This is a genomic window from Bacillus sp. B1-b2, assembly GCF_009183415.1.
Classification (GTDB): Bacteria; Bacillota; Bacilli; order Bacillales; family Cytobacillaceae; genus Niallia.
Genome location: NZ_WEHU01000024.1, coordinates 25,013 through 51,407 on the forward strand (window position 1 = coordinate 25,013; position 26,395 = coordinate 51,407).

Consider the following 26,395-nt stretch of genomic DNA (forward strand, 5'->3'; position numbering starts at 1 on the left):
TAATGCCTCCTATTAGTTTACTGTTCGATCATAACCATCTTGCTTAATTTGCAGCCATGTGCTTAAGCCAAGTCTCTCTAGTTCTTTTAAGTACTCATCCCATTCTGCATCTATCTTCCCGTTTGTCATCCATTCAGCTCTTTTTCTTTTAACATAAGCAAATAAATCGGTTTCAATCTTTGCTTTTTCATCTGCATCATCCAGTGAGAAAAATACTGGCGGATAGAAGTTTTCTGCTTTAACATGTGGAACAATAGATTCTTCTAATATATTCAATCTCCAAGCAGCATCGTCTGGTTTTGTTGTATATACATTGTAATATTCATCCAGTATAGCTAATGGACCCCCTACATTTGTCTTTTCTCTTAACTCAACAGGAGCTGTACCTTCTAACGGAAGATGCTTTAACATATTAGCCTCTTCATCTAATTCAAAAATATTTTTCTGTTTTGTGTCACCATATGTTCCCCAGTTATTTTGTACAGATTGTAGTGGCTCATAAAGCTGATCGATCCATTTTGCTGTTAACTCCAAGTTTTGATTCGCACTCGTAATCACCATTCTTCCTCTGTCAAGACCAAAGCCATTTGTTTGAGCTACATTTACTTCTCCATTAGGACCTGCTACTGGCGGCATAACATCGTAAGTATCATTCATGCCAGTAATGTTTCCTTTATCCCATGTAAAGTAGAGACCATATTTGGAGTCTTTTCCTTTAGCTACATACTTATTCCAATCTTGTTCATATGCTTCTACATCAATTAGACCTAGTTCATTTAGCTCATTAAAGAATTCTAGTGCTTCTTTATAACCTTCTTCCGCAGCTGTGAAAATAACCTCACCGTCATCTGAAACAACTGTATGGTCCCAGTTATCTCCTAGACCAAATGAAGCAAATAAAAAGGCTGGATCTTCTCCTCCGTGATTAATCATAAAAGAAAGTGGTATTTCATCTGCTTCCCCATTGCCATTTGGATCTTGCGTTTTAAAAGCAATAAGTACCTCTTTCAATTCTTCTGTTGTTGTAGGCATTTTTAATCCTAGATTATTTAGCCATTCCACATTTATCCAAGGAAGATCATCTACCACTTGAATGCGGCTTTTGCCGCTTCCCAGCTCCTCAATCCATGGAAAACTATATATATGTCCATCAGGTGCTGTAATCATAGATTTATATTCAGGTGCCTGCTCCAGTACCTTCTTCACGTTCGGCATATACTTATCAATTAAATCTTCTACTGGAATGATGGTTCCATCCTTGGCATATTTCAATAAATCATAATCGCTAAAGGCAGCATCTAAAATAGCGTCTGGCAAGTCTCCACTCGCTAATGCTAAATTACGCTTTTCCACAAATTGATCTTTTGTGTAGTTTTTCCAATCAATATGCACACCTGTCTGTTCCTCTAACCTTTGGTAGATTAGCTTTTCATTCGGATCCGTTGGCGCTAAAGCCGAGCTTTGTGTCATAAAATGAAGTGTAGCTTTCTCTTCTAGCGGAAATGTAATATCTGTCAGTTTTAAATCCTCTGTAGAAGAATTCTTGCTAGCCTTTTCGCCACTACAACCTGTAAGCACAAGGCCTGCAACAAGAAAAGAAGAAAGAAGATTATTGATTTTCCCCATAAATTAACCCTCCATATGCTTTATTTTTATTTTAGAGATCCGACCATAACACCTTTTTCAAAGTATTTTTGGAAGAATGGATACATGATTAGAAGTGGTAAACTTGAGATTACAATAGATGCATATTTTATTTTTTCTGCCAATTTACTTAGTTCAGCCATTGCCTGTTGATCACTAATCATTCCAGGCTGAACTTGATTTTGAATTAAAATGGACCGTAAAACTAATTGAAGCGGATGCAATTCTTGATCCTCTAAATAGATCATGGCATCAAAATAGGAATTCCATTGTCCAACAAAGGCATAAAGAGCGATTACAAAAATGATAGGTTTAGACAATGGCAAAACTATTTTTAAAAAGATTTTCAATTCCGAAGCACCGTCTATTTTAGCTGCTTCAATTAATTCTTTTGGCAACCCTTTAAAAAACGTCCTTGCCAAAATAATATTCCAGACACTTATGGCCCCTGGCAAAATAATCGACCAAATAGTATTTAACATCCCTAAGTCTTTTACAACTAAGTAAGTTGGAATTAAGCCACCATTGAAGAACATCGTAATGAGAAAGAAGACCATTATGACGTTTTTTCCTCTGAAACCATCCAGAGAAAGCGGGTAAGCCGCGAATATGGTGACAATCACAGTAACTAGCGTAAACCCTGCTGAATAAATGACTGAGTTAATAAATCCTTTTACCATTAAGCTATCTTGAAAAATTCGTTTATAGCCTTCTACACTCCAATCATTAGGATTAAAGGAAATACCTCTACTAAGCAAAGCATTTGGATCTAAAAAGGACGCCAATAAAATATAGAGCAATGGTAATAAAACTAATAAAACCAGTAATATTAAAATAATTTTGTTACTAAAAAGAAGCATTTTATCACTTTTTGAATTGTTCTTCATTGGTTGTTCCCTCCTTTCTAATATAGCCCTTCTCCTTCATTCAACTTCTTTACAACAAAATTCACAAAAACTAGCAAAATCACATTGATTACAGAGTTAAACAATCCTACAGCAGTTGAGTAGGCATAGTCACCAGCCTGTAAACCTACCTTATAAACATACGTTGGCAAAATTTCCGAGCTTGGTAGATTCATGGAAGTTTGCATTAAATAGGCTTTCTCAAATCCTATCGCCATAATTCCTCCTGCACCAAGAATAAATAAGACTGCCATTATCGGTTTAAGAGTAGGAAGATCAATATGTCTTATCCTCTGTAAAAGTGTTGCTCCATCGATAGTTGCCGCATCATGTAATTGAGGATCAACATTCGCAAGTGCTGCCACGTAGATAATAGATGACCACCCTGCTGCTTGCCATATTCCCGATAAGATATAAATAGATCTAAAGTATTCTGGATCTGTCATAAATGAAACGGCTTTAACATTAAATAGGGATAATAGGGCATTTATTGGTCCTGTCGGCGACATGAAGATAAACAACATTCCTGTAATAACTACTACAGAGATAAAGTTTGGTGCATACAAGATTAATTGGATGTTTTTCTTAATGGCAGCTCTTCTCACTTGGTTAAGACTAAGAGCTAAAATAATCGGGATAGGAAAGCCAATTATCAACCCATAAAAACTTAATTTAAGCGTATTCATAAAAATGTCTGCAAAATTAGGAGAAGTCAAAAAATCCTTAAAATGTTCTAGGCCAATCCAATCACTTCCCATAATTCCTTTCATTGGACTAAAATCTTTGAAAGCTATTACAGCCCCGTACATTGGCACATATTTAAAAATGACTGTTAATATGATGGCAGGAGCTAAAAATAAATACAGTGCATAGTTTTTTCTAAAGTATTGAAAAAAGTTTTCTTTCTTCTCCATTGAGATAATTTCTCTTTTCTCAGCTATTCTTTCAGGTTCCGGCAATGACATAATACTTCGCCTCCTTTTATATAAATTTAAAGTATGATTTATGTCAACCGCTTGACATACTCTTAATTCCCCCTCTTATTCTATTTGCATCAACCGTTTCTATATTTATGATAACCGCTTGATACAATCATTTTAAACGCTTACATTTAATATGTCAACCGCTTGACTTATTTGTTTTTAAAAAATATAATCTAGCCTCTTAGATTATATTTTACCGATTTAAGAATTAGGTTTCTGTTTAGATAAAGCGAAATTCGAGAATATGAAATAGGCATAGTCTAGGAAAGTGTAAAACTAGATAAACGTTCAATGAATGTCTTTCTAGATATCCTTTTATGCTAACAATAAGACTAGATTATGCCGTATTATTTTTCAATAATTGAACAGGTAAAATAATTTCCATCCTTTCATCCTTGTTTACATCATTAATAATGTCCATTAATCTTTGCACGGCCGTTTGGGCTATCTCTTCAATCGGTTGTTTAATAGTTGTTAATTGTGGCAATAACCTCATAACACTTTGAGTACCATCGTATCCTACCACTTTTAGTTTGTTTGGAACAGGAATACCCAGTTCATTTGCTACTTTTAAACAGGTGGATGCTATTAAATCATCACTTGCGAAAATGCCATCCGTTTCTGGATTATCCACAAAAATTTGCCTAATTGTTTCTGCAGTAGCTTCCTCTTCAAATAGATTCGTAAGTTCATATGTAATAGGATTTTCTACTTGATCTTCATAAGCTTTTCTTCTATTTTGAGTTGGAGTTTCTAACTCAATTGGCCCATTTATATGAACGATAGATTTACAACCCTGATTAAGTAAGTGTTGCACCGCAAGTCTTCCGCCTTCATAGTTATCTGATCCAATTACAGGAATTGTTGGTGATAGGTAATGGTCAATTGCCACAATGGGAAGTTTGGGATTCTTATATATTCCAATTCCTCGATTGTAAGAACAGACAATTATACCGTCTACTTGATGTCTGATGAGCATCTCTGCATATGACTTTTCTTTTCCAACTTGACCCAAACTATTGCAAAGAATGACTTTAAATTCATGATTTGAGCATATATTCTCAATATATAACGCTAGTTCACTAAAAAAAGGATTATTAATCGTCGGTAAAATGAGCCCAATAAAATTAGTCCTTTTTTTAAAAAGAGAACGGGCAATATCGTTTGGATAGTAATTTAAATCTTTAATTGCCTGTTCTACTTTTTCTCTCGTTTTGTCACTAATATAACCTCGATTATTCAGCACACGGGAAACAGTTGTCGGTGAAACACCAGCTAGCTGTGCTACATCTTCTAATTTTATTTTCATTATAACCACCCGAAAGATCATTAATTAATTTCATCAAAAATTATGTTAATCGTTTTCATACATACTAACATAATCCTTAATAATTTGCATCTCAGCTTACTTTTCCTATTTCCTAATGCCTTATCTCTGTTATCTATAGAGGTAGGTAATAAATAAAATTAACAATTCACCATGAATTATTGAATATCAAAATGGCTAGAAAAAGGTCATTGTCCTGTAACCTATCCAATAACCATCATTAAAACAAACTCATCTGCTGAACTTCACCAAGACGCTCAATTATTTGGGGTTCATGATCCTTGAAAAACGCATATGTAGCCACGTTTCCTTGGTCATTATCTTTTTACTAGCGTCACTCAAAGATCTTAATCGACAGCTAGAAAATAAACTTGTAGAAACTTCACTTCTGCATGTGCTGTCAGTGCAATGATTTGGAACCCTTACTGCTCGGCAATGAAACACACGCGACTTAACACATGATCACTGGATGCTTTCCTGAATGGATTATCCAGTATGACTACTCTGTTCCTTTTTCTGTTAGTTGGTTGGTATTTTTTCTTTTCTGCCACATAGTTGAGTAATCCTAAGAATAACGTCATATTCTTACTCCATTTTTCCCCACCGGACCAAACGTTACTTTGCGACAAATTACTTTAAGCACATCATTAAGACTAACAAGTGGACCTTCTACTCGGAGGAGATTAAAAATATATTACTATTATTGTACTAGATAACAATAAATAGACTAAGTGCTTTTTCAAATATAGAATACATATACAAAGATATTTCTATTTTTTTGCAAAGAAACTGTTGCTTAAAACGTGGAGAATATTACCCTCATACGAGATGTAACCTAGTAATAAAAAAGTGGCAATAGTCCATGTTCCAAATAAAGAAACTATGTCATAATTAGAATAATCTGTTTATTTTATTTTAAAGGAGAGCAAAACTATGATAGAAAAACTTTATTGGTTGCCAACAGGAAAACTAACTTTAGATTATTCTTCCTTAAATCAAAGACTAGAACCCGGTAAGCTAGTAACCTTGCAAATATGGTCCTATCTTCTCGAAACGAAGGATGGACCTATTCTCATAGATACTGGTATGCCAGAATCATTTATTGAGAATCCAGGCTATTTTAACAATACGGCATATGAAGGATTATTCTTACCTGATATGAGAAAAGAAGACCACATTGTATCTGTTTTAAATAAAATTGGTTATAAACAGAACGATATTCAAGCCATCATTTCTTCCCATTTACATATGGATCATGCTGGGGGAAATCCATTGTTTCCCAATACACCTATATATGTACAGCAAGCAGAACTTGATGTTGCCATAGGGAATGAGGCATACGCTCCTCCTGAATGTACTCAAAATGGATTAAATTATAGAGCTATTAACGGTGATTATGAACTTCTGCCCGGCATTCAACTTCTCTCTACACCTGGCCACACACCCGGCCATCAATCAATACTTGTTACAACGAAACATTCTGGTCCAATTTTATTAACCATTGATTTAGCGTATACAAAAGAAAATTATGAAGAAGAAGTACCCTTCGCTACATTTGATCCACAATTAGCGAATGATTCTATTAGAAGAATTAAAACGCTTATGGCAGAAATCCATCCTACACATATTTTCTATGGTCATGATTTAACCCAAGCTAATACACAAAAGGCATACCCAGATTTCTCTTAATAGTAAGATGTCAGGTATTTTGTAAATTTGACTTCGGCTTTATTCACATCTTAACATCCTACGTATTTTTCTATACAAAAAAGCCAAGCAACTAATTAGCTGCCTGACATCTTCTACAATCATATATCAAGTGTTCTAGTACCAATCCACTTCACCATTTCCGGATCTCGATGAGAAAAGAATAAGCTTTCTTTCGTATCTAATGTAGCGATTGTTTCCATCTCTTTATTACTTAATTCAAAGTCAAAAATATCGATGTTTTCAATAATTCTTTCCTTACGAACAGATTTGGGAATGACCACCACTTCTCTTTGTGTTAACCAACGTAATATAACCTGTGCTACCGATTTATTATACTTTTCGCCAATCATTAATAACGTTTCATTTTGGAACATATCGTTTCTTCCTTCAGCAAAAGGTCCCCATGATTCTATCTGTACATTATGTTCTTTCATAAAATCATGGCTTTTTATTTGCTGACAGAACGGGTGTGTTTCCACTTGGTTTACAGCTGGAACTACTTCATTATGAAGGATTAAATCTACTAAACGATCAGAATGGAAATTACTTACTCCAATAGCTTTAATTCTTCCTTCTTTATATAATTCTTCCATCGCACGCCATGAACCGTAAATATCTCCATATGGTTGATGAATGAGATACAAATCTAGATAATCTAATTGCAGTCTTTCTAAGGATTTTTCAAAGGCTTGCTTCGTTCTTTCATAGCCGGTATCTTGTACCCATAGTTTAGTGGTTATGAATAATTCTTCTCTTGGTACCCCACTTCGCTTAATTGCTTTACCAACAGCCTCTTCATTTAAGTAGGAAGCTGCTGTGTCAATTAAACGATATCCTGCCATAATTGCCTCATAAACACTTTGTTCACATTCTTTTGCATCTTGTATTTGAAAAACGCCAAATCCTAATATTGGCATTTCTACAACATTATTTAATAATACTTTTTGCATGATAATCCTCCTGCTCTTCTATTAATGATCTTATTATTTTCCAACTCTGTTCGCGTATTCAGACGGATAGCGATCTCCTAAGATTTTTATTTTAGAAAGTGCTTCCTCTATTTGACTAAGATCTCTAGTAGTTAACTCAATAGTAGCTGCTCCAAGATTTTCTTCAAGGCGACTTTGTTTTCTTGTTCCAGGAATTGGTACTATCCATGATTTTTGAGCTAGCACCCATGCAAGGGCAATTTGTGCAGGTGTCGAATCTTTATCTGTAGCTATCTTCTTTATTAAGTCTACTAATGCTTGATTTGCTTCTATATTTTCCTTTTTAAATCTTGGAACAATGCTTCGAAAGTCTGAACTTTCAAAAGTGGCATTACTAGAAATAGTACCAGTTAGGAATCCTTTTCCTAACGGACTAAATGGGACAAAACCAATACCAAGTTCTTCTAACATTGGCAATAGCTCTTCTTCAGGACTTCTCCACATCATGGAATATTCACTTTGAATTGCAGTTACTTTTTGCACGGCATGCGCACGGCGAATTGTTTCAACTCCTGCTTCTGATAAGCCCCAGTGCTTAATTTTCCCTTCATTTATTAAATCTTGAACCACTCCAGCTACTTCCTCAATAGGAATATTTGGATCTACTCGATGCTGATAATATAAATCAATTGTATCTACTTTTAGGCGTTTAAGTGAACCTTCTACTGATTGTTTAATTTGTCTAGGACTACTGTTTAAAACTTGCTTGCCTTCTTCCATTTGTATACCAAATTTAGTTGCGATAACTACCTTATCTCGATAAGGGGCAAGTGCTTCACCAAGTAGTTCTTCATTTAAATATGGACCATATACTTCTGCTGTATCAAAGAAAGTAATACCACGATCAATTGCCGCATGAATCAATGAAATCATCTCTTGCTTGTCTGAAACAGGGCCATACCCATGGCTCATACCCATGCATCCAAGTCCAAGTGCAGACACTTCTAATCCACTTCTTCCTAATTTACGCTTTTGCATATGTTTCATCCTTTCTTTTATGAATTACTCTTATTATGCAACAATAAGAAAAGCTATCGGTATCATATTCCCCTCAAATAATTGCCTAATACTCTCATAAAGAGATTACTGGAAAAATATTATCAAGAATATTATTTTATAACCATTAATAAAATGCAAAAAAGCCCTTCTACTACATAAGAAGGACTTCCTCTTCAAGCACCATATCATTCCTTTATCCTACTAAATCAATCCATACTTTATAAAACTTTGATAAATTCCATCTTCGTCTGGTGTACCCGTAATATCATCTGCAGATTTTTTCACAAGCTCTTTAGCATTCCCCATGGCAACTCCATACTTTACATACTCAAGCATCTCTATATCATTTAATCCATCACCATATGCATATGTATTTTCTTTATCTAGCTTTAAGTGCTGTAATAGCTTTTCAATAGCTGTTGCTTTGTGAATTCCTGGTACAGAAAGCTCACCACTGTTATTTCCAAACATAGGTACAGTACTTGGAATAACATGAAAATTCTTTTCAAACTCTTGACGAATAACCTCAATGGCGACATCTGACCCTAAGAAAGAGATTTTATTAATATCATCTCTTAATAAATCCTCTGCTTCTACTAATACATCATGAAATGGCTGAAGTCCTTTTTCCACTTCTTCCCTTGCATCAGGTTGATCAAGAAGTAATGCATCGATGATTCCTTGAATATGACTTTTACAGTTTTTACTAGCAAATAATCCACCATTTGATTCTAAATAGAAGTCAATACCATTCTTATTGAAAAATTCTACGAGATGCTGCACATCTTCTCTTTTTACACGTTCATGTAATAATACTTCTTCATCCATTTCAATATAACCGCCAGCCGCTCCGATAATTCCATCGAACCCAACTTCTAGGATTTCAGGGAATAATTCTGCTTTTGATCGGCCAGTACAAATAAATACCAAATGTCCATTTTCTCTTGCTTTTTTAATAGCAAGTGTAGCAGATGCTGGAATAACTCCATTATCGTTTACTAGTGTTCCATCAATATCCATAAAGATAATTGCTTGCATGTTGACACCTCTAACTTCTTATTTTATCCACAATAAGCATACCACTTTCTTTGAGTACTATTCTAACAATTTTACGTTTCCCAATTTGAAACATAATGTTATCGATAAAACTTACTTGAAACGTGATAGCTCCCTTTCCTATTTAACTAAATAATGAAGTTCCACAAACTGATTAAATGTCTTTGTTCCTACTAATTCGAGATTTAATGTATGCTGCCCTTTTTTAAATAATGGAATACCATCTCCTAAAATCGTTGGTGCTACAGTAATAATGATTTCATCTATTAAATTATCCTGGATAAATGTATGCAGTAGCTCACCGCCACCAACAATCCAAATTTTCTTGCCTGATTGCTCTTTAAGGCTATCAACAAGACTGGAAGGATTTCCACTAACATATGTAATATTATCTGTATCTTGTTTTGAGTTTGATGTAAACACATAGCAATCTTTTCCTAGATAAGGAAACTCTTCCGTATCCTGCTTCATAATCCAATCATAGGTTTTTCTTCCCATCATTACAGTATCTATTGTTTCATAAAATGCAGAAAAACCATTATCTCCTTCACCCTCTACTGCAAACAACCACTCAAGGGAATCTTCTTTTGTTGCAATATAACCATCCAAACTGCAAGCAATAAATAATACCACGTTTCTATTTGTACTCATTTTAATTCCCCTTTAACCACGTTATACGTTTCTTTAATAACATTATATACTTATGTAAGTGTTATTAAATTCTTTTTATCTTAAATAAAGATTTAGAAAATAAAAAAGTCCTTCCCTGGATAACTTAAACAGGGAAAGACTTTTTATAAGGATTAATTAGTGTTTTCTCCTCCACCATTTAATCCTACTTTAATTAGCTCATTCACTTTACTGCTTACTACCAATCCTAAATGTCCAACACCACTAATTTGTACATTTTTAGCTCCATCTAACTTAGAAAGCCAATTTGGAACTAAGTAATCGTTCTTGCTATAAATAGAAGTGTATAGAATCTTGTCATTCGGGTCTTTTCCTACTGGTGCTTTTGAAGTGACGAATTTATTCGGGGAACCTAATGTAACGACATCATTCACTTTCGTTCCACCACTATTTAGAATATAAGTGAGTGTATTAATACCACCAGCACTATGTCCAATAATATCTACTTTACTTTTTCCCGTTTCTTTTAACACTTTGTCTACATAGGAAGATAACTGTTTCGCATTTGTTAAGCTATTTCCTGTTTTATCTATCAACTCTATAGCATATAGCTCATTAGAAGCCCAGCCTTGTTGTTTCAAGTAATTTTTTATTGCTAGAAAATTAGTACTGTTACCGCCTGTTCCGTGAACATATATAACTGGATCATGGCTTGTTGTTTGTGCTTTGGAAACAGTTGGCTTTAGACCCATAACTGAAATGATGGACATACATATAGTTAGAGAAAGTATTATTCTCGTAATCTTCATTATTATTTCCCTCCTGTTTCTTACTTGCTGTGTTGCTATAACCATTGTTATATATTTTAAGAGGAGAAACAACCGGTAACATTTTCTAACATATGATTTGTCCAGTCCTATCAAGGGTTTACACTATTTACTTTGTTTCTAGCTTTAGTTCATCCCAAACTGTTTTTAAATCTCCACTCCTATCTTTCACCAAATATCGAAATCTATTATTCTCCGCTTCTTCTTTTTCCAGTATATATCCTGATATGGTTCTATTTTTTCCTATGTAATCTACATTAAATTGATATATAACCGATTCATTAATAGATAAAGATAATGGAGATTCTATCACCATGTCATATTCTCCTATTTCTTCAATGAATATTTCAGAATTACCTATTAATATGTCTTTATCTTTTATTTTAATGATAGTCATTTGTGCATTTATTGGAGAGGATAAGGTAAGACGGTTGCCATTATCTTTTTCTATAGAATTCACTGTATTTTTCTCTGGATATTCTAACACAGATTTAGTTAATAACTTGTAAAACTCGTTTGCCGGTAGTGGCTTACTAAAAATATATCCTTGTATCTCATCACAATTTTGTTGACTTAGAAAGGTTAATTGATCAAGCGTTTCCACTCCTTCAGCCACTACTTTCATTTCTAATCCTTGCGCTAGGCGTATTATTGAACTAACCACTGTTGCATCTTTTGGATTTTCCATAATACGGCGAATGAACTGACGGTCAATTTTTAACCCATCTGCATTAAACTGTGTTAGATAGGCAAAAGAAGAATAGCCTGTACCAAAGTCATCAATAGATACTCTGATACCTTGCTTTTTCAATTCTTTTATTGTGGACTCTACTAAAAGATGATTATCTAAAATAGATGTTTCCGTGATTTCTATTTCTATTAATTTGCCGTCAATTCCACTTTCACGAAGAATGGACTTGATATTAGATAAGAAATTCTTAGATGTAAATAAATGGGCACTTACATTAATAGATATTGGTACAACCTCTGCATTTCCTACCTTCCATACACAAATCTGCTTACAGACATCACGCATGACCCAATAAGTAAGTGGAAGGATTAGTCCTGTTTCTTCTGCAATCGGCAGGAATTCAGCAGGTGATAGCATACCCCACTCTGGATGATTCCAACGTATTAATGCTTCTGCAGATAATATCTTTCTTGTTTTCGTACAAACTCTTGGTTGAAAATGCAATGTTAGCATATCCTCTTGTATAGCTACTCTCAAGTCTCTCTCTAGTGATAATTTTCTAAAGCTATTAATATCCATCATTGGATTGAAGAGCATATAGGAATTTCTTCCTTTTTCCTTTGAACGATATAGAGCAATATCTGCGTTTTTCAATATTGTTTGTACATCTTTTCCATGTTCAGGATACATACTAATTCCTAAACTAACAGTAACAAAAAGTTCAAATTCACTTAAGTAAAATGGGACTTCCTCTAAATTTTTTATAATATGGTGTACTAATGGTTGAACTTGGCTTTCTAAGACCAATTGTTTTTCTAAAATGATAGCAAATTCATCTCCACCAACTCGGGAAACAACCCCCTTATCCCCAATAAGCTGGACTAACCTATCTGCCATTTGTTTCACTAGTTCGTCTCCAAGTCGGTGACCTAGCGTTTCATTTATATATTTAAATCGATCCATATCAATATATAGTAAAGCAAATGTATCTTGCTCACTTTTGCTTTTTTTAATGGTTTGATCAAGTATCATTTCAAACGACCTTCTATTAGGAAGACCTGTGATAAAATCATAAAAAGCAATATCTTCAATCGATTTTTGATATTTTTTCCGCTCCGTTATATTTAAGGTATATCCTATCAATTCATCTTCTATCGGCATAATCCGTACCTCTAGCCATTCATCCAAGTGGTCAAAGTATACTTCAAAAACAACAGATACTTTTTTTTCTAATGCTACACGAAAATGATTATAATTTTCCGAATGCAATTCTTGTGGAAATACATCCCACATATTAATACCTATTAATTCCTCTCGTTTTTTCTCCATTATCAATTCAATCTGATGATTTAGGTATACAATCTTCCAGTCACTTCGCACAATAAATAATCCGTTTTCAATTTTGTCTAAAAAATCTTCTTTTAATGATAAGTGAAGTTCACTTTTTCTTTTATTATTTTCAATCCAATTTACTAATGTATGCACCTTATTCGTCCTCTCTCCCAATAAAAAAAGTGGCTTTCTCGTCAAAAACCGAGCAAGCCACTTTTACGTGTTAGAAAATGTAAATACAAGTGGTAATCGGTAGCTGGCTGACATTGAATGCACTCTTTAGTCCCTATAGCTTTGCGTCCTCATTTTTCAATAAGTTTGCCTTTATCAAAATATTTCTTCTTTAATTCTAGGTCCTAGCACCTATAAAAACAAGTTTAAATACCTTTATTTAATATATATGTAACAAAATTCTAGTTTTATCGACAGTTTTTAACAATTATAAATTATTCCGATCAGCAGCCATAGGTGGTTGCTCCATCCAGCCTTTTTCCATCATAATTTTTGCTGCACTTTGCACAAAGACTGATATTTTAATAAATGATTTTCCATAAAGCAAACCTACATCATGCCTTCCATTCACAGCTACAGAATTTCCAAAAGCTCTCATTTTCATGGAGAACATATCTACTTTATGAAATAGCATCAGTTTATCCGAAAAAGGGGAAAAGGTTGACTTTGTTACTAAGTCATCTAGGAAAGACGGTGCTGGTAAATTCTCATCACTAAGCATTTTCATATAACTTTCCACATTTTTATGTGTTAAATTGGCCCCTTTTACGAATAAATCACGAATTTTCTCATCCTTAGCTACTTGAGCAAACGCCATAATTAATGCCTTACTCGTTACATTGTTTTCAATATTATCGTAAAAATGAGCAATCTCTAAAGCATGTAATGGACGAATATGACCTATAAATCCATTTAGAAAATCTTTATGAACAAATTCAACTTTATCAGGTACTGGAATAATTGGTGGCTTACTAATGAACCCCTTATTTAATAATATTTCATTTATATGTTCTATTAACGACATGGTGGCTTTCATACAATGTACAAAAAACTCTCTTACATCTTTTCTATAAACGATTGGAATAGCAATACTATAAATGCTTATCCCTGCTTTTGCTGCATATTTTAAGTAATGTACATAAAATTCGTCTTCAAACAATCTTGGAGCTCCGAGATTTACGTCTTCTTTTCCAAAACCTTTTGGAATAGGAAGATCCTCTTGATCAAATATTTCTTTTGTTTTTTGTATAAATTCCATGCTTAAACCCAAAGCCTCTTCTAATAATGCCTTAATATCCTTATCCTCTACATGTTGTAAATAATAGTTTAAAATACAACCAGACATACTGTTGCCTGTATAAGTTGCCCAAAGCTTACTCATTTCTGTGGATGATAGTTTTTCTTTTGTACTTCCTTTATTCGAATTGGATTTTTCCATCATTTTGTTTTTCAAGATAGCAGCTCCTTTAGCTTCTTTGTTTTTATTATTTATCACTCACTTGTTAATTATGTAAATCAATATGAATGTAAAAAAGTATTCATTATCTACTATCCTTAGCATTAAAGAATGTATGATAAAAGGCAAAAGCGATTCATCGATAACCAATTTCAACTAGAAAAACATGTAACCTATTTATATTTTTCTTATGTTTATTAAACAGTGAAAGGGAAGCATACAGAATATGCTTCCCTTCCTTTTTTTATGTGGTGCTTCCTGCCCTTTCAAATACCCCTCACTTAGATAAAAGATGGCATTCTTCTTAAAAGTGAGTTTAACATCAACATCTTCCTATTAACGGAAAAGGAAATATCCATCAAAAAAACAATAAAGTTTGAAAGAAATTGAAAAAGAGTATTCAAAGTTCATCCCTCCACATAATTTTTGTGTTAGCTTTCTAACACTGTCTTTTATATTTTACTAAATAGAAAAGATTATTCGTGATTTACTGTCTCTCCTAAAAAATCTCATTAATGCCTATAAACTCTAATTAAATTTCCTACATATTGGCCAATTATATACACCATATGCTCTTCTTTATAGGAACGAAAATTACTATCCAATCAATGTATCTCCAATAGTCTATAACCCGCTAAAAACTTGTTCTGTAGTTACTATCGTAGCAAATTCATTATGAAGCATTGCTAATTCATACTCTTGGATAGATTCTGGCCTATGATAAACTCCATTATGGTCTGTAATACCAAATGCTGCTATAGCATCAGATACTAAAAAAGTCTTATATCCTAGATTTCCACTCATCCGGGTAGTGGTCGAAACACAGTGTTGGGTAGATAATCCTGTAATTAGTACAGAATGAATATTCTGTTCTTTTAAATAAGTTTCTAATCCTGTACCAATAAAAGCACTGTTTACATTTTTTTGAAAAATCGCTTCTGTATTAAGTGGCTGAATACAATCTTTAAACTCTACGCCTCGTTTATTCTTATAGTGTAGTGGTGAGTCTGGTTGAATAGACATATGCTGGGAGTAAATAACGTGTCCAATCCTATTTCTCCATTCTTTTAAAAGGCTAACTATATTATCTTCGGCTTTCGGATTATTCCGATCACCCCAATATGGGTCATCAAATCCTTTTTGTACATCCAATATCATTAAGGCAGGAAGTTCTTTAATCGTTTTTGTCATAGTTATACCTCCAGTGCTTCTTCATTCTACTAAAGGTATTTTCTCTGTAACGGTTATAAATTATTACTGTTGCCAAAGTTTTAATAATCTATAGTATCAATTTGGGCTAAAGTATTATAAAAAGACTCAAACTAGTTAAAAGCTTGAGTCTTTATACATTATTTATTAAGTTTAGATTCTAATGTATTCAAATCATGATGTAGTGATTCTGAAGGAATTTTATTCACAGGTACTTGTCCTTTCGGAACAGGCTCTTTTACATAAACATAATCTCCTGTCCCATCTGGAGCTGTTCCAGTTGCCCATAATCCTTCTGCAGAGGCTGTTCCTTCTGATAAATTCCAGAATTCATAAGCTTCTGGTTGTGATTCTTTTTCAGCTTCTGGTGGGAAGCTAGCAGGCACAACTACTCCATTTTTTCCTTCTAACTCTTCTATAGCTGCCATCCACTGATATTGATGATATCTGTCACGTGCTAACATTTTTCTGAAAGTAGCCCTAACCCCTTCATCTCTAGTCATATGATAGAGCCTTGCTACCTGCAAGCGTCCTTGACTTTCTGCATGTAAATTAGAACGCATGTCTGCAAGTAAGTTTCCACTAGCTACAATATAGGAGCCATTCCAAGGTACTCCATTGGAATTAGAAGGAAGTCCTCCTAGTCCACTTACAAGTAGATGTTGTGGATTAATACCTCCCATAATAGCAGCTATTGCAGGGTCTTTCGCTGCTTCTGCCTGATCCTCAGGAGATGCTCCATCTAATAGTTGACTGATTAGAGAACATAGCATTTCAACATGCCCAATTTCCTCTGTTCCAATATCCATTAACATATCTTTATATTTTTCTTCTCCGCGACAATTAAACCCTTGGAAAAGATACTGCATCATGACAGTCATTTCTCCGAATTGTCCTCCAAGTACCTCTTGGATTTGACGTGCTAACATTGGGTCTGGCTTGTCCACTTTCACTTCAAATTGTAATTCCTTTTGATGACGAAACATGCTTAGATCTCCTCCTTTAGTCGTTATAAATTATCGTACGAGAAACAAGTACCCCTTCCCTTTCCTAGTTCAAACATATGTAAAGAAAACAAGTCTTTTATTCAGTATGTAAAACTATTGTAAATTCATTTAATAGCATCTTGTAATCATTATCCTATCTGTTATTGTTTTATAAAGTACTACACTCACTTGTTGTTAGAATTTAATAAACAAGAGTTGAGTTATCATCCATTATTCCCTATCAATTATTCCATTTTATGAATAGAGGTTAAAAATGAAATCAAAAAAGACAACCTTACAAGTCCTATTAGAAATTCTGTTAGTTTCTACGAAATTAGGTTTTACATCTTTTGGTGGACCAATAGCCCACCTAGGATACTTTCACAAAGAATATGTACATAAGAAAAATTGGATCACGGAAAGAAATTATGCTGATTTAGTAGCACTTTGTCAGTTTCTTCCTGGACCAGCAAGCAGTCAAGTTGGCATGGGAATTGGTATAATCCGAGGTGGTGTATTAGGAGGAATTGTCTCTTTTATTGGGTTTACTTTGCCTTCTGTTCTTGCTCTCATTGTATTTGCATTGGTAGTAAACGGATTACATATTAAAGATGATACATGGATACATGGTTTAAAAATTGTTGCAGTTGTCGTTGTCGCAGAGGCCATTATAGGAATGTCCAAGAAATTAACACCAGATTTAAAAAGAAAAACGATAGCTTTATTAGCAATTATTATTACATTGCTTCTTCCTACTGCCTATACTCATATTGTAGTAATCATTCTATCAGGTATTATAGGCTATATTTTTTATAAAGAGTTTAATGATTCTGATACTTCTAACCTGCTTATACCAATCTCAAAAAGGTTGGGTGCTGTCTGTTTATTCTTATTCTTTGGCTTATTATTAGTACTTCCTATATTAAATCAAATAACTACAGTAGGGTGGATTGATTTATTCGATCGTTTCTACCGTTCTGGTGCATTAGTATTTGGTGGAGGGCATGTTGTTTTACCATTATTGGAACAAGAGCTTGTCACTACGGACTGGATAAGTAATTCAGCTTTTTTAACAGGTTATGGAGCAGCACAAGCTGTACCTGGACCATTATTTACCTTTGCTGCATACTTAGGAACTGTTATTAGTGGCTGGCAAGGCGGGGTTCTTGCAACGATTGCTATATTTTTACCAGCATTTCTTCTTATATATGGAACAATGCCTTTTTGGAACTCTATTAGAACTAGTCGCTATATGAATGGTGCTTTTATGGGAATAAACGCCGCAGTAGTAGGAATACTCATTTCCTCCTTCTATCAACCTATTTGGACTAGTACAATCCTTTCTACGTTTGATTTTGTATTTGCTGCCATTTTATATACACTATTAGTATACTGGAAAATTCCACCCTGGATTATTGTAGTAATAGGCGGACTAGGTGGTTTTCTCTTATCCTTCATATAAAAAAACAGACACTTTCAAAAGTGTCTGTTCCTTTTTCATCCCCAAATCTCTTTTGAAATATCAACAATGTATTTCAATTTTTCCCATTGCTCATCTTCTGTCAATTTATTTCCATGATGAGTGGAAGCAAATCCACATTGAGGGCTAATACAAATTTGATCTAGTGATACATATTTGGAAGCTTCCTCAACGCGTGCTTTAATAGCTTCTTTATCTTCTAACTCACCAAACTTAGAAGTAAATACTCCTAATACTACTTGTGCACCACCATTTGGTACATATTCAAGTGGCTCAAATCCACCTGAACGTGCATCATCGTATTCTAAGAAGAAACCATCTACTTTTTCTTTACCAAAAAAGCTTGGTGCAATTTTGTCATATGGTCCTTCGAAAGCCCAAGTAGATTGATAGTTTCCACGGCAAAGGTGTGTAGTTACTACTAAATCTTCTGGTTTGCCTTCTAACACACCATTAACCACACGAAGAGCTAAATCAATTAACTCTTGTCTTTCTAATTCACTTTTTGCAAAAGGAAGTTCAGGTGCACATAATCCAGCAATATACACATCATCTAATTGTATGTAACGGCATCCTGCTTCATAGAATGCTTGAAGTGCATCACGATAAGCTTGAATAATATCTTTTGCAAAATCTCCTACTTCTGGATAAATTTCTTCATTACGAATTCCATAATTAAAAAATTGATTTGGACTTGGAATTGTCATTTTAGCAACAGCTCGTCCACCAACAATCTCATGAAACTCAGCAAAATCCTTTACATGCGGATGATCTGGATTAAATGAAACTTTTCCAGTTACACGGACATCATAAGCTTCTGTTTCAACATCTTTGAATTTGTATCCATGAACAGGAACATATCCCTCTATCCCATTTAAATGTTCCATGAAGTCTGTATGCCAAAATCTACGACGAAACTCCCCGTCTGTTACCGCTTGTAAACCTACTTCAATTTGCTTATCCACAATGCGCTTAATCTCTTCTGTTTCTACAGCTCTTAATTCCTCAGCCGTAATATCTCCATCAGCAAATTGCTTTCTAGCACGATGAATGGATTCAGGGCGAAGCAAACTCCCTACATGATCTGCTTTAAAAGGTGCTTTCACAATAGTACTTGTCATTGAAATCTCTACCTCCGTAAATTTCTTTTTCTCTCTAATTTGACTTTTCAGAAAAATAGACATGCAAAAATACATGAAAAGTATATTACTTTACTAGATGCTCATACAAAACGATTTCCCATTATTCCGTCTTGTTTACTAGCTTTATACTACTGTACCATGAAAGCAGTTAGAGGGAAATAGAATTTTTTGAAAAAATAGAAAGTTGATAGACACCCCAAAATCGTGCCATATCAACTCTACACTGTACCTCTCTCTATTAACGTTACCTCCAATTCAATGCTTCTATTATCTTCTTGCAGAGCTTGATGAAATAATGACATCCCTAATTCAATAAGGGGAATATTAATAGTAGTAATATTCATTAATTTTGCTATATCGTCATTCCCAATTCCAATAATAGAAAGTTCTTCTGGAACCTTTATTCCTTCTTGTTGGCAGCAGATAAGCATACCAGCTGCAACATGATCACTTGTGACTAAATATGCAGTAGGAGGGTTTTTCATTTTTTTTATTTTCCTGAGTATTTTCTCTCCATCTTCAAAATATAGACATCCATCCATTATATACTCTTGATTATATGGTAAATTATATTTAGTTAAAAAATCTTTGTATGCATTCTCTCGGTAATAACTACTTGTTCCTTTTTTTCTTCCAATACTATAGCCAATTCTTTTATGTCCTTTATTATATAAATACTCTAGTGCATAGGAGAAGATTTGATAGTGATCAACAAAGCTAGATGCAATAGTTTGGTTCTCCGTATTTTCACAAACAACAATTCGGCCATACTGTAAATGATTCTCAATAATTGATAAATCGCATTTTCTTGAGCAAAAAATAAGGGAATCAATTTGCTTTTGTTTAAGCATTTCAAGTGCTTCTATTTCCTTTGCTTCTGCGTATTCTGTCTGGAATAAGACAAGTTTATAGTTATTCTCTACAGCCATTTTACCGATCCCTTTTAATAGTAAAGAAAAGTAGGGAAGTTCTATATAAGGAATAACAACACCCATTAGTTGTGTTTTCCCTTTACTTAAATGCACAGCATTAATATTTCTATAGTAGTTGGTAGCTTCAATAGCCTCCAACACAGCTTTTCGCTTCTCCTCCTTCACATAAGGGTGCTGATTCAATACTCGTGAAACGGTTGTGACAGAAACTCCTGCTAGTTTGGCTAGATCTCTAATATTGGTCATAGACTTCCCCTTCTTTACGAACAATGGTTTAAGTGATTGGAATTTTATGTTTTAGCTGAAAAGATCACTTTCTTTTCTGCTTAATCTATACCTATATTTTACATGACTACTGCTTTTTTCTAAAGCGATCAATTAGAGTTTCATAGATTAGCTAAAATGGCAGATATATTTTAAAAGCCACGACTACATTAAGCTCCTTTCTCTTATTTGCGAAACATAAAATTTTATCAGCACTTAAACGATCATTATTTTCGATTCCTCTATGTAACACAAAAAAGACAGTGTCCATATACACTGTCCATCATAACTCTATGCATTTATCTGATGATCCACTTGTTCCCTTACTCGTTTAATATCCTCTTTAGGTGGATAACCGTACATTCGAGAATATTCTCGGCTGAACTGTGATGGGCTCTCGTATCCAACTCGGAAAGCTACATCTGCCGCATCCGTTGATTCCGATAATAACAGTCGACGTGCTTCTTGTAGCCTCAGGTTTTTTTGAAATTGTATAGGACTCATTGCTGTTACTTCTTTAAAATATCGATGTAATGTTGCTGCACTCATATTGGCTCTTTCTGCTAAATCCTCTATACGAAAGGATTGAACAAAATTCTTCTTAATATGGTCAATAACATGCCTAATTTGATAGGTTTGACTTCCCGCAATTGCCATTTGTTCAAGTGCACTTCCATGTTTACCTTGCATAATTAAATATAGAATTTCCTTTTTGTATAAAGGACTCAGAATAGGGATATCTTGCTTTTTATCTAATAACCTAGCTAATCGAAGAACAGCATCTAATAAAGATAACTCCACTTTATTTATGTATAGTGCACGTTTTGCATTTTTCCCTTGTCCTGATTGTCCTTTGGCTTCACTTAGCAGCTCCAATATTTCTTTCGGTGTAAATTCTAGCTTAAATGCAAGATATGGATTTTCTAATGTAGCTTCTACTACTTGACCCGTAACTGGTAAATGTACAGAGGAAACAATATAATCTGCAGCTCCATAATTAAACTGCTCTTTAGCAAGAAATACTTCTTTCTTTCCTTGTACAATAATACAAAAGGAAGGACGAAAAACACCATGAATTGGCTCGGTCTTTTGAGATTCTCTTATAAAAGAGAGCGATGGAATAGCAGTGGAATGCACACCATCCATGCTTGTATTACGGATAATAACTTCCCCAAGCTCCCTTAGTTGAACTGATTCAATCGTCATAATTACACCCCTCACGCACACTTATTATAAGGATCATAAAATATTTTCTTCTATTAGTAAATAACCATGATAGGAATAGGCAATCTTATGATAGCAATTGGATATCGCAACCCCCTTCATATGTTACATAATAAGAGTATAGGATTCATCTTAAACAATATGGATAAAAAGGAAGGAACAGAACAGTGATAGAAAAGCGCTTTACACTTAAGTTCCATTCAGGATATGCTCGTCCAGCTTGCTTATTGGTGAAAAGGCTCACTAATCTCCACGCTCAAATCTTCTTAGAATATAAAGACAACACCATAAGTTTAAACCATTCAGTCGATTCAGTTATGGAAATAATGTCTTTAGGCATCCAACCTGGATCTATTGTCAAAATCTATGCTCATGGTATAGATGAGAAAGAAGCGCTCAAAATAATAGCAGATTCAATTAATTACTGAAACTTCTCTAAATAAGCACTTATTTACTATTAGTATGAACTATTTCACCTATTAAGTACAGGAGGTCAACACAATGAAATATACAAAATTAGGTAATACTGGTTTAGACGTCTCTCGACTTTGCCTTGGCTGCATGAGTTTTGGTGTAGCAGACCGCTGGATTCATCCTTGGGTCTTAAATGAGGAAAACAGTCGCCCTATCATTAAAAAAGCACTCGATCTTGGGATTAATTTCTTTGATACAGCCAATATCTATTCCATGGGTACAAGTGAAGAAATTGTTGGAAGAGCATTAAAGGACTTCGCCAATCGTGATGAAATTGTACTTGCAACAAAAGTTCATGGTCGTATGCATGAGGGACCTAATGGAGGCGGACTTTCTCGAAAAGCAATTATGAGCGAAATCGATAAGAGCTTAAAGAGATTAAGTACTGATTATGTGGATCTTTATATTATTCATCGCTGGGATTATCATACTCCTATTGAAGAAACAATGGAGGCATTACATGATGTTGTCAAAGCTGGAAAGGCAAGATATATTGGGGCCTCCGCTATGTATGCATGGCAATTCCAAAAGGCCTTGCATGTAGCGGAAAAAAATAATTGGACACGATTTGTTTCTATGCAAAATCATTTGAACCTAATCTATCGTGAAGAAGAAAGAGAGATGTTACCACTTTGTAAGGAAGAGAGAATTGGAGTAACTCCCTATAGCCCCCTTGCATCAGGTAGATTAACACGTGATTGGTCAGAAACAACCTATCGTTCAGAAACAGATGAAATTCAAAAATCGAAATATAATCCAAGTGCGAATGCAGATCAAGTGATTGTAGAGAGGGTGGCTTCTATTGCAGAGCAACATGGTGTTCCTCGTACTCAAATTGCACTTGCTTGGTTGCTACAAAAAGAAACCATAACTGCTCCAATTATTGGTGGTACGAAACTATCCCATGTAGAAGGCGCTGTAGATGCACTTTCCTTTCATTTAACAGCAGATGAAATTGCATACTTAGAAGAACCTTATGTGCCTCATTCTGTAGTGGGACATAATTAACTTACAAAACTCTATCTCTGTATTAAACCTAATGCCAGAGATAGAGTTACATATCTACTTTTATTCCTTCCGCATCACATCTTAATCTATAAAAATCTTGTACCCAATCTTTCTCCTCATCTATAGTTTCATACATTTTGATTAATCTTCTCTTACCTACTCTTCTATCTATAATTGCTAATATCAAATAAAACAAAAAAGCCGAATATTTCCATTCGACTTTATTTGTTAAGATCATATTTCTTCATTAGTTATTCGTTTGATTAACTCATCTAACCAATAAATAGTATGATCTGCTTTTGTTGTATAGTAACCACTTATAAATCCCATGAATTTTTCCTTACTTGCATCAACTGACATACGTTGTTCAAGTGATTTTAAATGATTCCAATGTTCGGTATAATTCTTTCGTTTTGTCTCCAGAATCTCTACTACTTTTTCACGCTCAACATACTTAATATTTGCTATTCCAACCAGCATCTCATTAATTCCATCTGCTTTTTCAAAAAGCTTGTAGATTTTCTTTGGTAACTCTTTTCTACCTTTTTCTGTAATACCAAACACTTGTTTATCTGGTCTGTGCTCTTCCTTAATAATTTCAATTGCTTCTACTAAGCCTTGCTTTACCAAGGAATCAAAATGATAGTAAAGTTTACTTTCTGTTAATCCACTTAATTCATCAAATGGAATCGGTTCGGAAAGTCTTTTTTTTATATTATAAGGATAATTGTTACCCTCTATCAGTTTGCTTAGTATAAATATTTGGATAGACATATGCTAATGCTCCTTCAAGAAGAATTATCCTTATTTTAGCAAAGTTAAGCAGTAATTTCAGTAGTATTCTTAACGGATTCAGGGTTAACCAACCCTTTTTCTATTGGCATTGGCTTGTGGAGAAATGTGACAATTAAAATGTTAATAACCATTGCTCCTGCCCCAATTGCAACCATTGACCACATAAACGGGCTTGGGCTAATGCTTCCAAAAAGATCTGCATAATATGCTTGAACAGAATAGTACATTGGTGAAATATGACTCATCCATTGAAATGGTCCATACATCATATCACGAGGAATTGTAGCTCCATTAGCTAATGTTTGCATTAATAATATTGGTAAGTTTAAAATCATTCCACCTTCACCGATTAAGAAAATTAATACAGCTGTGAAATTAAAACATACCATATAATTTAACATTTGATGTCCAACTATATTTAAGAATAATTCTCCACTTGGTTGATTGATTAAATAAGCAATACCTGTAGCTGCTAGAGAAGATACAACGGCAATTAATAAAGCTGTTAACTGAACATAGATGAAAAGTCGAGTTTTAGTAGCTCTCCCTCTACTTGCTCTAAATGCTCCTACTAATTGCATAGCTCCTATCATTGCTCCAACATATCCTGCCATTGTTAAAAACATTGGCATCATATTGTTATTCATTCCATCAGGAACATTATTAATAGTTACAACATTTCCTACATAAGCTGTTTCAATTTTATCTGCTAAACCAGCAGCTTGTTCTTGAGGAACATTAAAGTTAGCTATTACACCTTGTGCTGTTTGCTTTGAAAATTGCTCACTCAACTGTTCATTGATTTGCGTTACAACTGAATTCATAGTGGAAGAAACAGTAGTTGGTCCAGCCTCATTAATCGTAAAGTCAATGCTAGAAGAAACTTCCCCTTTTTGTAAATTCTCAGAAAAAGTTGCTGGAATATGAATCACTAAGGCAAGGTCATTCTTTTCTAATTCATTTAATGCTTGTTTATTCGTTAAATCTGTTTCTATTTCTTTAAAAGGTAATTTTCCTTGTAATTGATCAGCTATTGTTGCACCGTATTCACCAGCATCGTCATTTACAATAGCAACTGATAATTGATCTACGTTTCCTGGAATAGCTGAATATCCAGGTAAAAAGATTCCAAGCATGGCAACTGCGTAAAAAATCCCCATAAAAATAGCAGCAATTGCACCTCTTGTTTTTAAGAATTGTGTAAATTTCATGTATTGCATCCTTCCTTTTTCTAAAATATATTTCAATTAAACTACTTTAATTAAAGTACTTAAATTAGATTACTCGAGTAGTATATTCCAATCTTTATATAGTGTCAATATAAAAAAATTACAACATTAGTTAGTTCTTCTTATAAAAACATAGAGTGTTTGTACTATTTTTTTATCCATATTTAAGTATTGTGTATTGCATGAGAAATAGACTTGTATAAAAAAGGAGAAATGGTAAGATGAAAAGACAAAGAACGAGATTAAGGATAATTTGAGACAAAATGGTGTACCAAAGGAGAGTCACCAGCTTCTTCTAATGGAGGGTGAATGTTCATTAATTTAAAATAATATAAACTTATATGAAGCGATTGCTAATCATTATTATCACTTTGTAAGAATAATTAGCATTTCTATACAATAGTAATTTAAATTTATTTCTTGCGATGTCACTCATATAAATATGCATAAAAGAGATTCAACCTCTACCCTTAATTCTCTATTTTACTCTTTAACACATTTAACACTTTGACAAACGAACAAACTTCCCATATACTAGCATAGTCGATAATCGTCTATGCTAGTATTTTTATTTAGGGAGGAAATAATATGGGATTTGATCTAGAAAATAATGCACTTGGTTTGTTATTATCTAGAACATACTTTACTTTTAAAAAAGAAACTACTCATTTATTACAACCATTGGATATTACTCCAGAGCAATTTGGCATCTTGGAGCAATTGACAAGGTATAATGGTATTTCTCAAAAGGCATTGGCAGAACTTCATGGGAAAGATCAGACAAGTGTTGGCAAAACGCTTGACCGATTGGAAAAGAAAGAGTTAATTAACCGTACTACTGATCCTAATGATAGGAGAGCCATTGTTCTTCAGGTATCAGAAAAGGGACAAGCGCTTTATGAAGAGGCTAAGATAACAATGGAAAAGTCCCTTGAACCATTGAAAGAGATTTTTACAGAAGAAGAAGCTAACCAGCTTATTTCATCCCTAAATAAAATTTATTATAAGCTATCCGGTCAATGATTAGGCCGGGCTTTTTTATCCCATATACTAGCATATGCATTTATTGGTTGTGCACTTATTTTTATTAA

At 34.1% G+C, this 26,395-nt stretch carries 25 protein-coding genes and 1 riboswitch; of the genes, 5 read left to right on the top strand and 20 right to left on the bottom strand.

Features of this window, described 5'->3' with window-relative positions; all coding sequences use genetic code 11:
* Positions 1-12: 12 nt before the first annotated feature.
* The 5 genes from F9279_RS19000 to F9279_RS25760 form a co-directional block, all read right to left on the bottom strand.
* The gene (locus tag F9279_RS19000; protein ID WP_152115873.1) at positions 13-1,626 is read right to left on the bottom strand and encodes an ABC transporter substrate-binding protein; all 1,614 of its coding nucleotides are present in this window, start codon (positions 1,624-1,626) and stop codon (positions 13-15) included.
* A gap of 26 nt (positions 1,627-1,652) precedes the next feature.
* Entirely contained in the window at positions 1,653-2,531 is an 879-nt protein-coding gene (locus tag F9279_RS19005) for a carbohydrate ABC transporter permease (RefSeq protein WP_152115874.1), read from the bottom strand.
* Between the two features lie 17 nt (positions 2,532-2,548).
* The gene (locus F9279_RS19010) at positions 2,549-3,463 is read right to left on the bottom strand and encodes an ABC transporter permease (protein ID WP_152115908.1); all 915 of its coding nucleotides are present in this window, start codon (positions 3,461-3,463) and stop codon (positions 2,549-2,551) included.
* A gap of 406 nt (positions 3,464-3,869) precedes the next feature.
* Positions 3,870-4,841 (bottom strand): LacI family DNA-binding transcriptional regulator, encoded by a 972-nt coding sequence (locus tag F9279_RS19015; protein ID WP_152115875.1) that lies wholly within the window; start codon positions 4,839-4,841, stop codon positions 3,870-3,872.
* Between the two features lie 440 nt (positions 4,842-5,281).
* The gene (locus F9279_RS25760) at positions 5,282-5,440 is read right to left on the bottom strand and encodes a hypothetical protein (RefSeq protein WP_226793705.1); all 159 of its coding nucleotides are present in this window, start codon (positions 5,438-5,440) and stop codon (positions 5,282-5,284) included.
* A gap of 352 nt (positions 5,441-5,792) precedes the next feature.
* On the opposite strand from F9279_RS25760, the gene aiiA reads away from it, so the two are divergent.
* The gene (gene aiiA, locus F9279_RS19025) at positions 5,793-6,548 is read left to right on the top strand and encodes a quorum-quenching N-acyl homoserine lactonase AiiA (RefSeq protein WP_152115876.1); all 756 of its coding nucleotides are present in this window, start codon (positions 5,793-5,795) and stop codon (positions 6,546-6,548) included.
* A 119-nt stretch (positions 6,549-6,667) separates the two neighbouring features.
* Here aiiA and F9279_RS19030 read toward each other — a convergent pair whose 3' ends face one another.
* The 9 genes from F9279_RS19030 to F9279_RS19070 form a co-directional block, all read right to left on the bottom strand.
* On the bottom strand, positions 6,668-7,519 hold the full coding sequence (locus F9279_RS19030; protein ID WP_152115877.1) for an aldo/keto reductase: 852 nt from the start codon (positions 7,517-7,519) through the stop codon (positions 6,668-6,670).
* Between the two features lie 33 nt (positions 7,520-7,552).
* Positions 7,553-8,536: an aldo/keto reductase gene (locus tag F9279_RS19035; RefSeq protein ID WP_152115878.1), complete on the bottom strand. Its 984-nt coding sequence runs from the start codon at positions 8,534-8,536 to the stop codon at positions 7,553-7,555.
* 222 nt (positions 8,537-8,758) lie between these two features.
* A complete protein-coding gene (locus F9279_RS19040) occupies positions 8,759-9,595 on the bottom strand; it encodes a Cof-type HAD-IIB family hydrolase (protein WP_152115879.1) in 837 nt (278 codons plus the stop codon).
* 138 nt (positions 9,596-9,733) lie between these two features.
* On the bottom strand, positions 9,734-10,264 hold the full coding sequence (locus tag F9279_RS19045; RefSeq protein WP_152115880.1) for a dihydrofolate reductase family protein: 531 nt from the start codon (positions 10,262-10,264) through the stop codon (positions 9,734-9,736).
* Positions 10,265-10,416: 152 nt separating this feature from the next.
* A complete protein-coding gene (locus tag F9279_RS19050; RefSeq protein ID WP_152115881.1) occupies positions 10,417-11,052 on the bottom strand; it encodes an esterase/lipase family protein in 636 nt (211 codons plus the stop codon).
* A gap of 127 nt (positions 11,053-11,179) precedes the next feature.
* Positions 11,180-13,246 carry a putative bifunctional diguanylate cyclase/phosphodiesterase gene (locus F9279_RS19055; RefSeq protein ID WP_193224628.1) on the bottom strand — a complete coding sequence of 689 codons (2,067 nt, stop codon included), beginning with the start codon at positions 13,244-13,246 and terminating at the stop codon, positions 11,180-11,182.
* Positions 13,247-13,341: 95 nt separating this feature from the next.
* Positions 13,342-13,426: riboswitch (cyclic di-GMP riboswitch) on the bottom strand.
* A 106-nt stretch (positions 13,427-13,532) separates the two neighbouring features.
* The gene (locus tag F9279_RS19060) at positions 13,533-14,546 is read right to left on the bottom strand and encodes a DUF3231 family protein (protein WP_152115909.1); all 1,014 of its coding nucleotides are present in this window, start codon (positions 14,544-14,546) and stop codon (positions 13,533-13,535) included.
* A 639-nt stretch (positions 14,547-15,185) separates the two neighbouring features.
* Complete coding sequence (locus tag F9279_RS19065; RefSeq protein ID WP_152115883.1) at positions 15,186-15,752, bottom strand: cysteine hydrolase family protein; 567 nt, start codon at positions 15,750-15,752, stop codon at positions 15,186-15,188.
* A gap of 158 nt (positions 15,753-15,910) precedes the next feature.
* Complete coding sequence (locus F9279_RS19070) at positions 15,911-16,756, bottom strand: manganese catalase family protein (RefSeq protein ID WP_152115884.1); 846 nt, start codon at positions 16,754-16,756, stop codon at positions 15,911-15,913.
* Between the two features lie 274 nt (positions 16,757-17,030).
* Here F9279_RS19070 and chrA point away from each other — a divergent pair, with 274 nt between their 5' ends.
* Positions 17,031-18,218 carry a chromate efflux transporter gene (gene chrA / locus F9279_RS19075; protein ID WP_152115885.1) on the top strand — a complete coding sequence of 396 codons (1,188 nt, stop codon included), beginning with the start codon at positions 17,031-17,033 and terminating at the stop codon, positions 18,216-18,218.
* A gap of 35 nt (positions 18,219-18,253) precedes the next feature.
* Here the strand turns inward: chrA and F9279_RS19080 are convergent, their stop codons facing one another.
* The 3 genes from F9279_RS19080 to F9279_RS19090 all read right to left on the bottom strand — a co-directional run bounded on the left by F9279_RS19080 (position 18,254) and on the right by F9279_RS19090 (position 21,780).
* On the bottom strand, positions 18,254-19,357 hold the full coding sequence (locus tag F9279_RS19080) for a 5-methyltetrahydropteroyltriglutamate--homocysteine S-methyltransferase (RefSeq protein ID WP_152115886.1): 1,104 nt from the start codon (positions 19,355-19,357) through the stop codon (positions 18,254-18,256).
* Positions 19,358-19,596: 239 nt separating this feature from the next.
* Entirely contained in the window at positions 19,597-20,556 is a 960-nt protein-coding gene (locus tag F9279_RS19085; RefSeq protein WP_152115887.1) for a LacI family DNA-binding transcriptional regulator, read from the bottom strand.
* Positions 20,557-20,865: 309 nt separating this feature from the next.
* A complete protein-coding gene (locus tag F9279_RS19090; protein ID WP_152115888.1) occupies positions 20,866-21,780 on the bottom strand; it encodes an AraC family transcriptional regulator in 915 nt (304 codons plus the stop codon).
* Between the two features lie 185 nt (positions 21,781-21,965).
* Between F9279_RS19090 and F9279_RS19100 the strand changes: the two genes are divergently transcribed.
* Both F9279_RS19100 and F9279_RS19105 read left to right on the top strand, forming a co-directional pair.
* Positions 21,966-22,226 carry an HPr family phosphocarrier protein gene (locus F9279_RS19100; protein WP_152115890.1) on the top strand — a complete coding sequence of 87 codons (261 nt, stop codon included), beginning with the start codon at positions 21,966-21,968 and terminating at the stop codon, positions 22,224-22,226.
* Positions 22,227-22,299: 73 nt separating this feature from the next.
* A complete protein-coding gene (locus tag F9279_RS19105; RefSeq protein WP_152115891.1) occupies positions 22,300-23,280 on the top strand; it encodes an aldo/keto reductase in 981 nt (326 codons plus the stop codon).
* A gap of 46 nt (positions 23,281-23,326) precedes the next feature.
* Here the strand turns inward: F9279_RS19105 and F9279_RS25285 are convergent, their stop codons facing one another.
* Genes F9279_RS25285 through F9279_RS19115 form a run of 3 tightly spaced genes read right to left on the bottom strand, consistent with a single transcriptional unit; the run spans position 23,327 to position 25,286 of the window.
* Positions 23,327-23,518, bottom strand: a complete 192-nt coding sequence (locus F9279_RS25285; RefSeq protein ID WP_193224629.1) for a hypothetical protein — start codon at positions 23,516-23,518, stop codon at positions 23,327-23,329.
* Entirely contained in the window at positions 23,515-24,054 is a 540-nt protein-coding gene (locus tag F9279_RS19110) for a PadR family transcriptional regulator (protein ID WP_152115892.1), read from the bottom strand. The genes F9279_RS25285 and F9279_RS19110 overlap by 4 nt, the downstream gene beginning before the upstream one ends.
* 44 nt (positions 24,055-24,098) lie before the next feature.
* Entirely contained in the window at positions 24,099-25,286 is a 1,188-nt protein-coding gene (locus F9279_RS19115; RefSeq protein ID WP_152115893.1) for a YhgE/Pip domain-containing protein, read from the bottom strand.
* 606 nt (positions 25,287-25,892) lie between these two features.
* Between F9279_RS19115 and F9279_RS19120 the strand changes: the two genes are divergently transcribed.
* Positions 25,893-26,327, top strand: a complete 435-nt coding sequence (locus tag F9279_RS19120) for a MarR family winged helix-turn-helix transcriptional regulator (protein ID WP_152115894.1) — start codon at positions 25,893-25,895, stop codon at positions 26,325-26,327.
* The last annotated feature ends 68 nt before the right edge of the window (positions 26,328-26,395 follow it).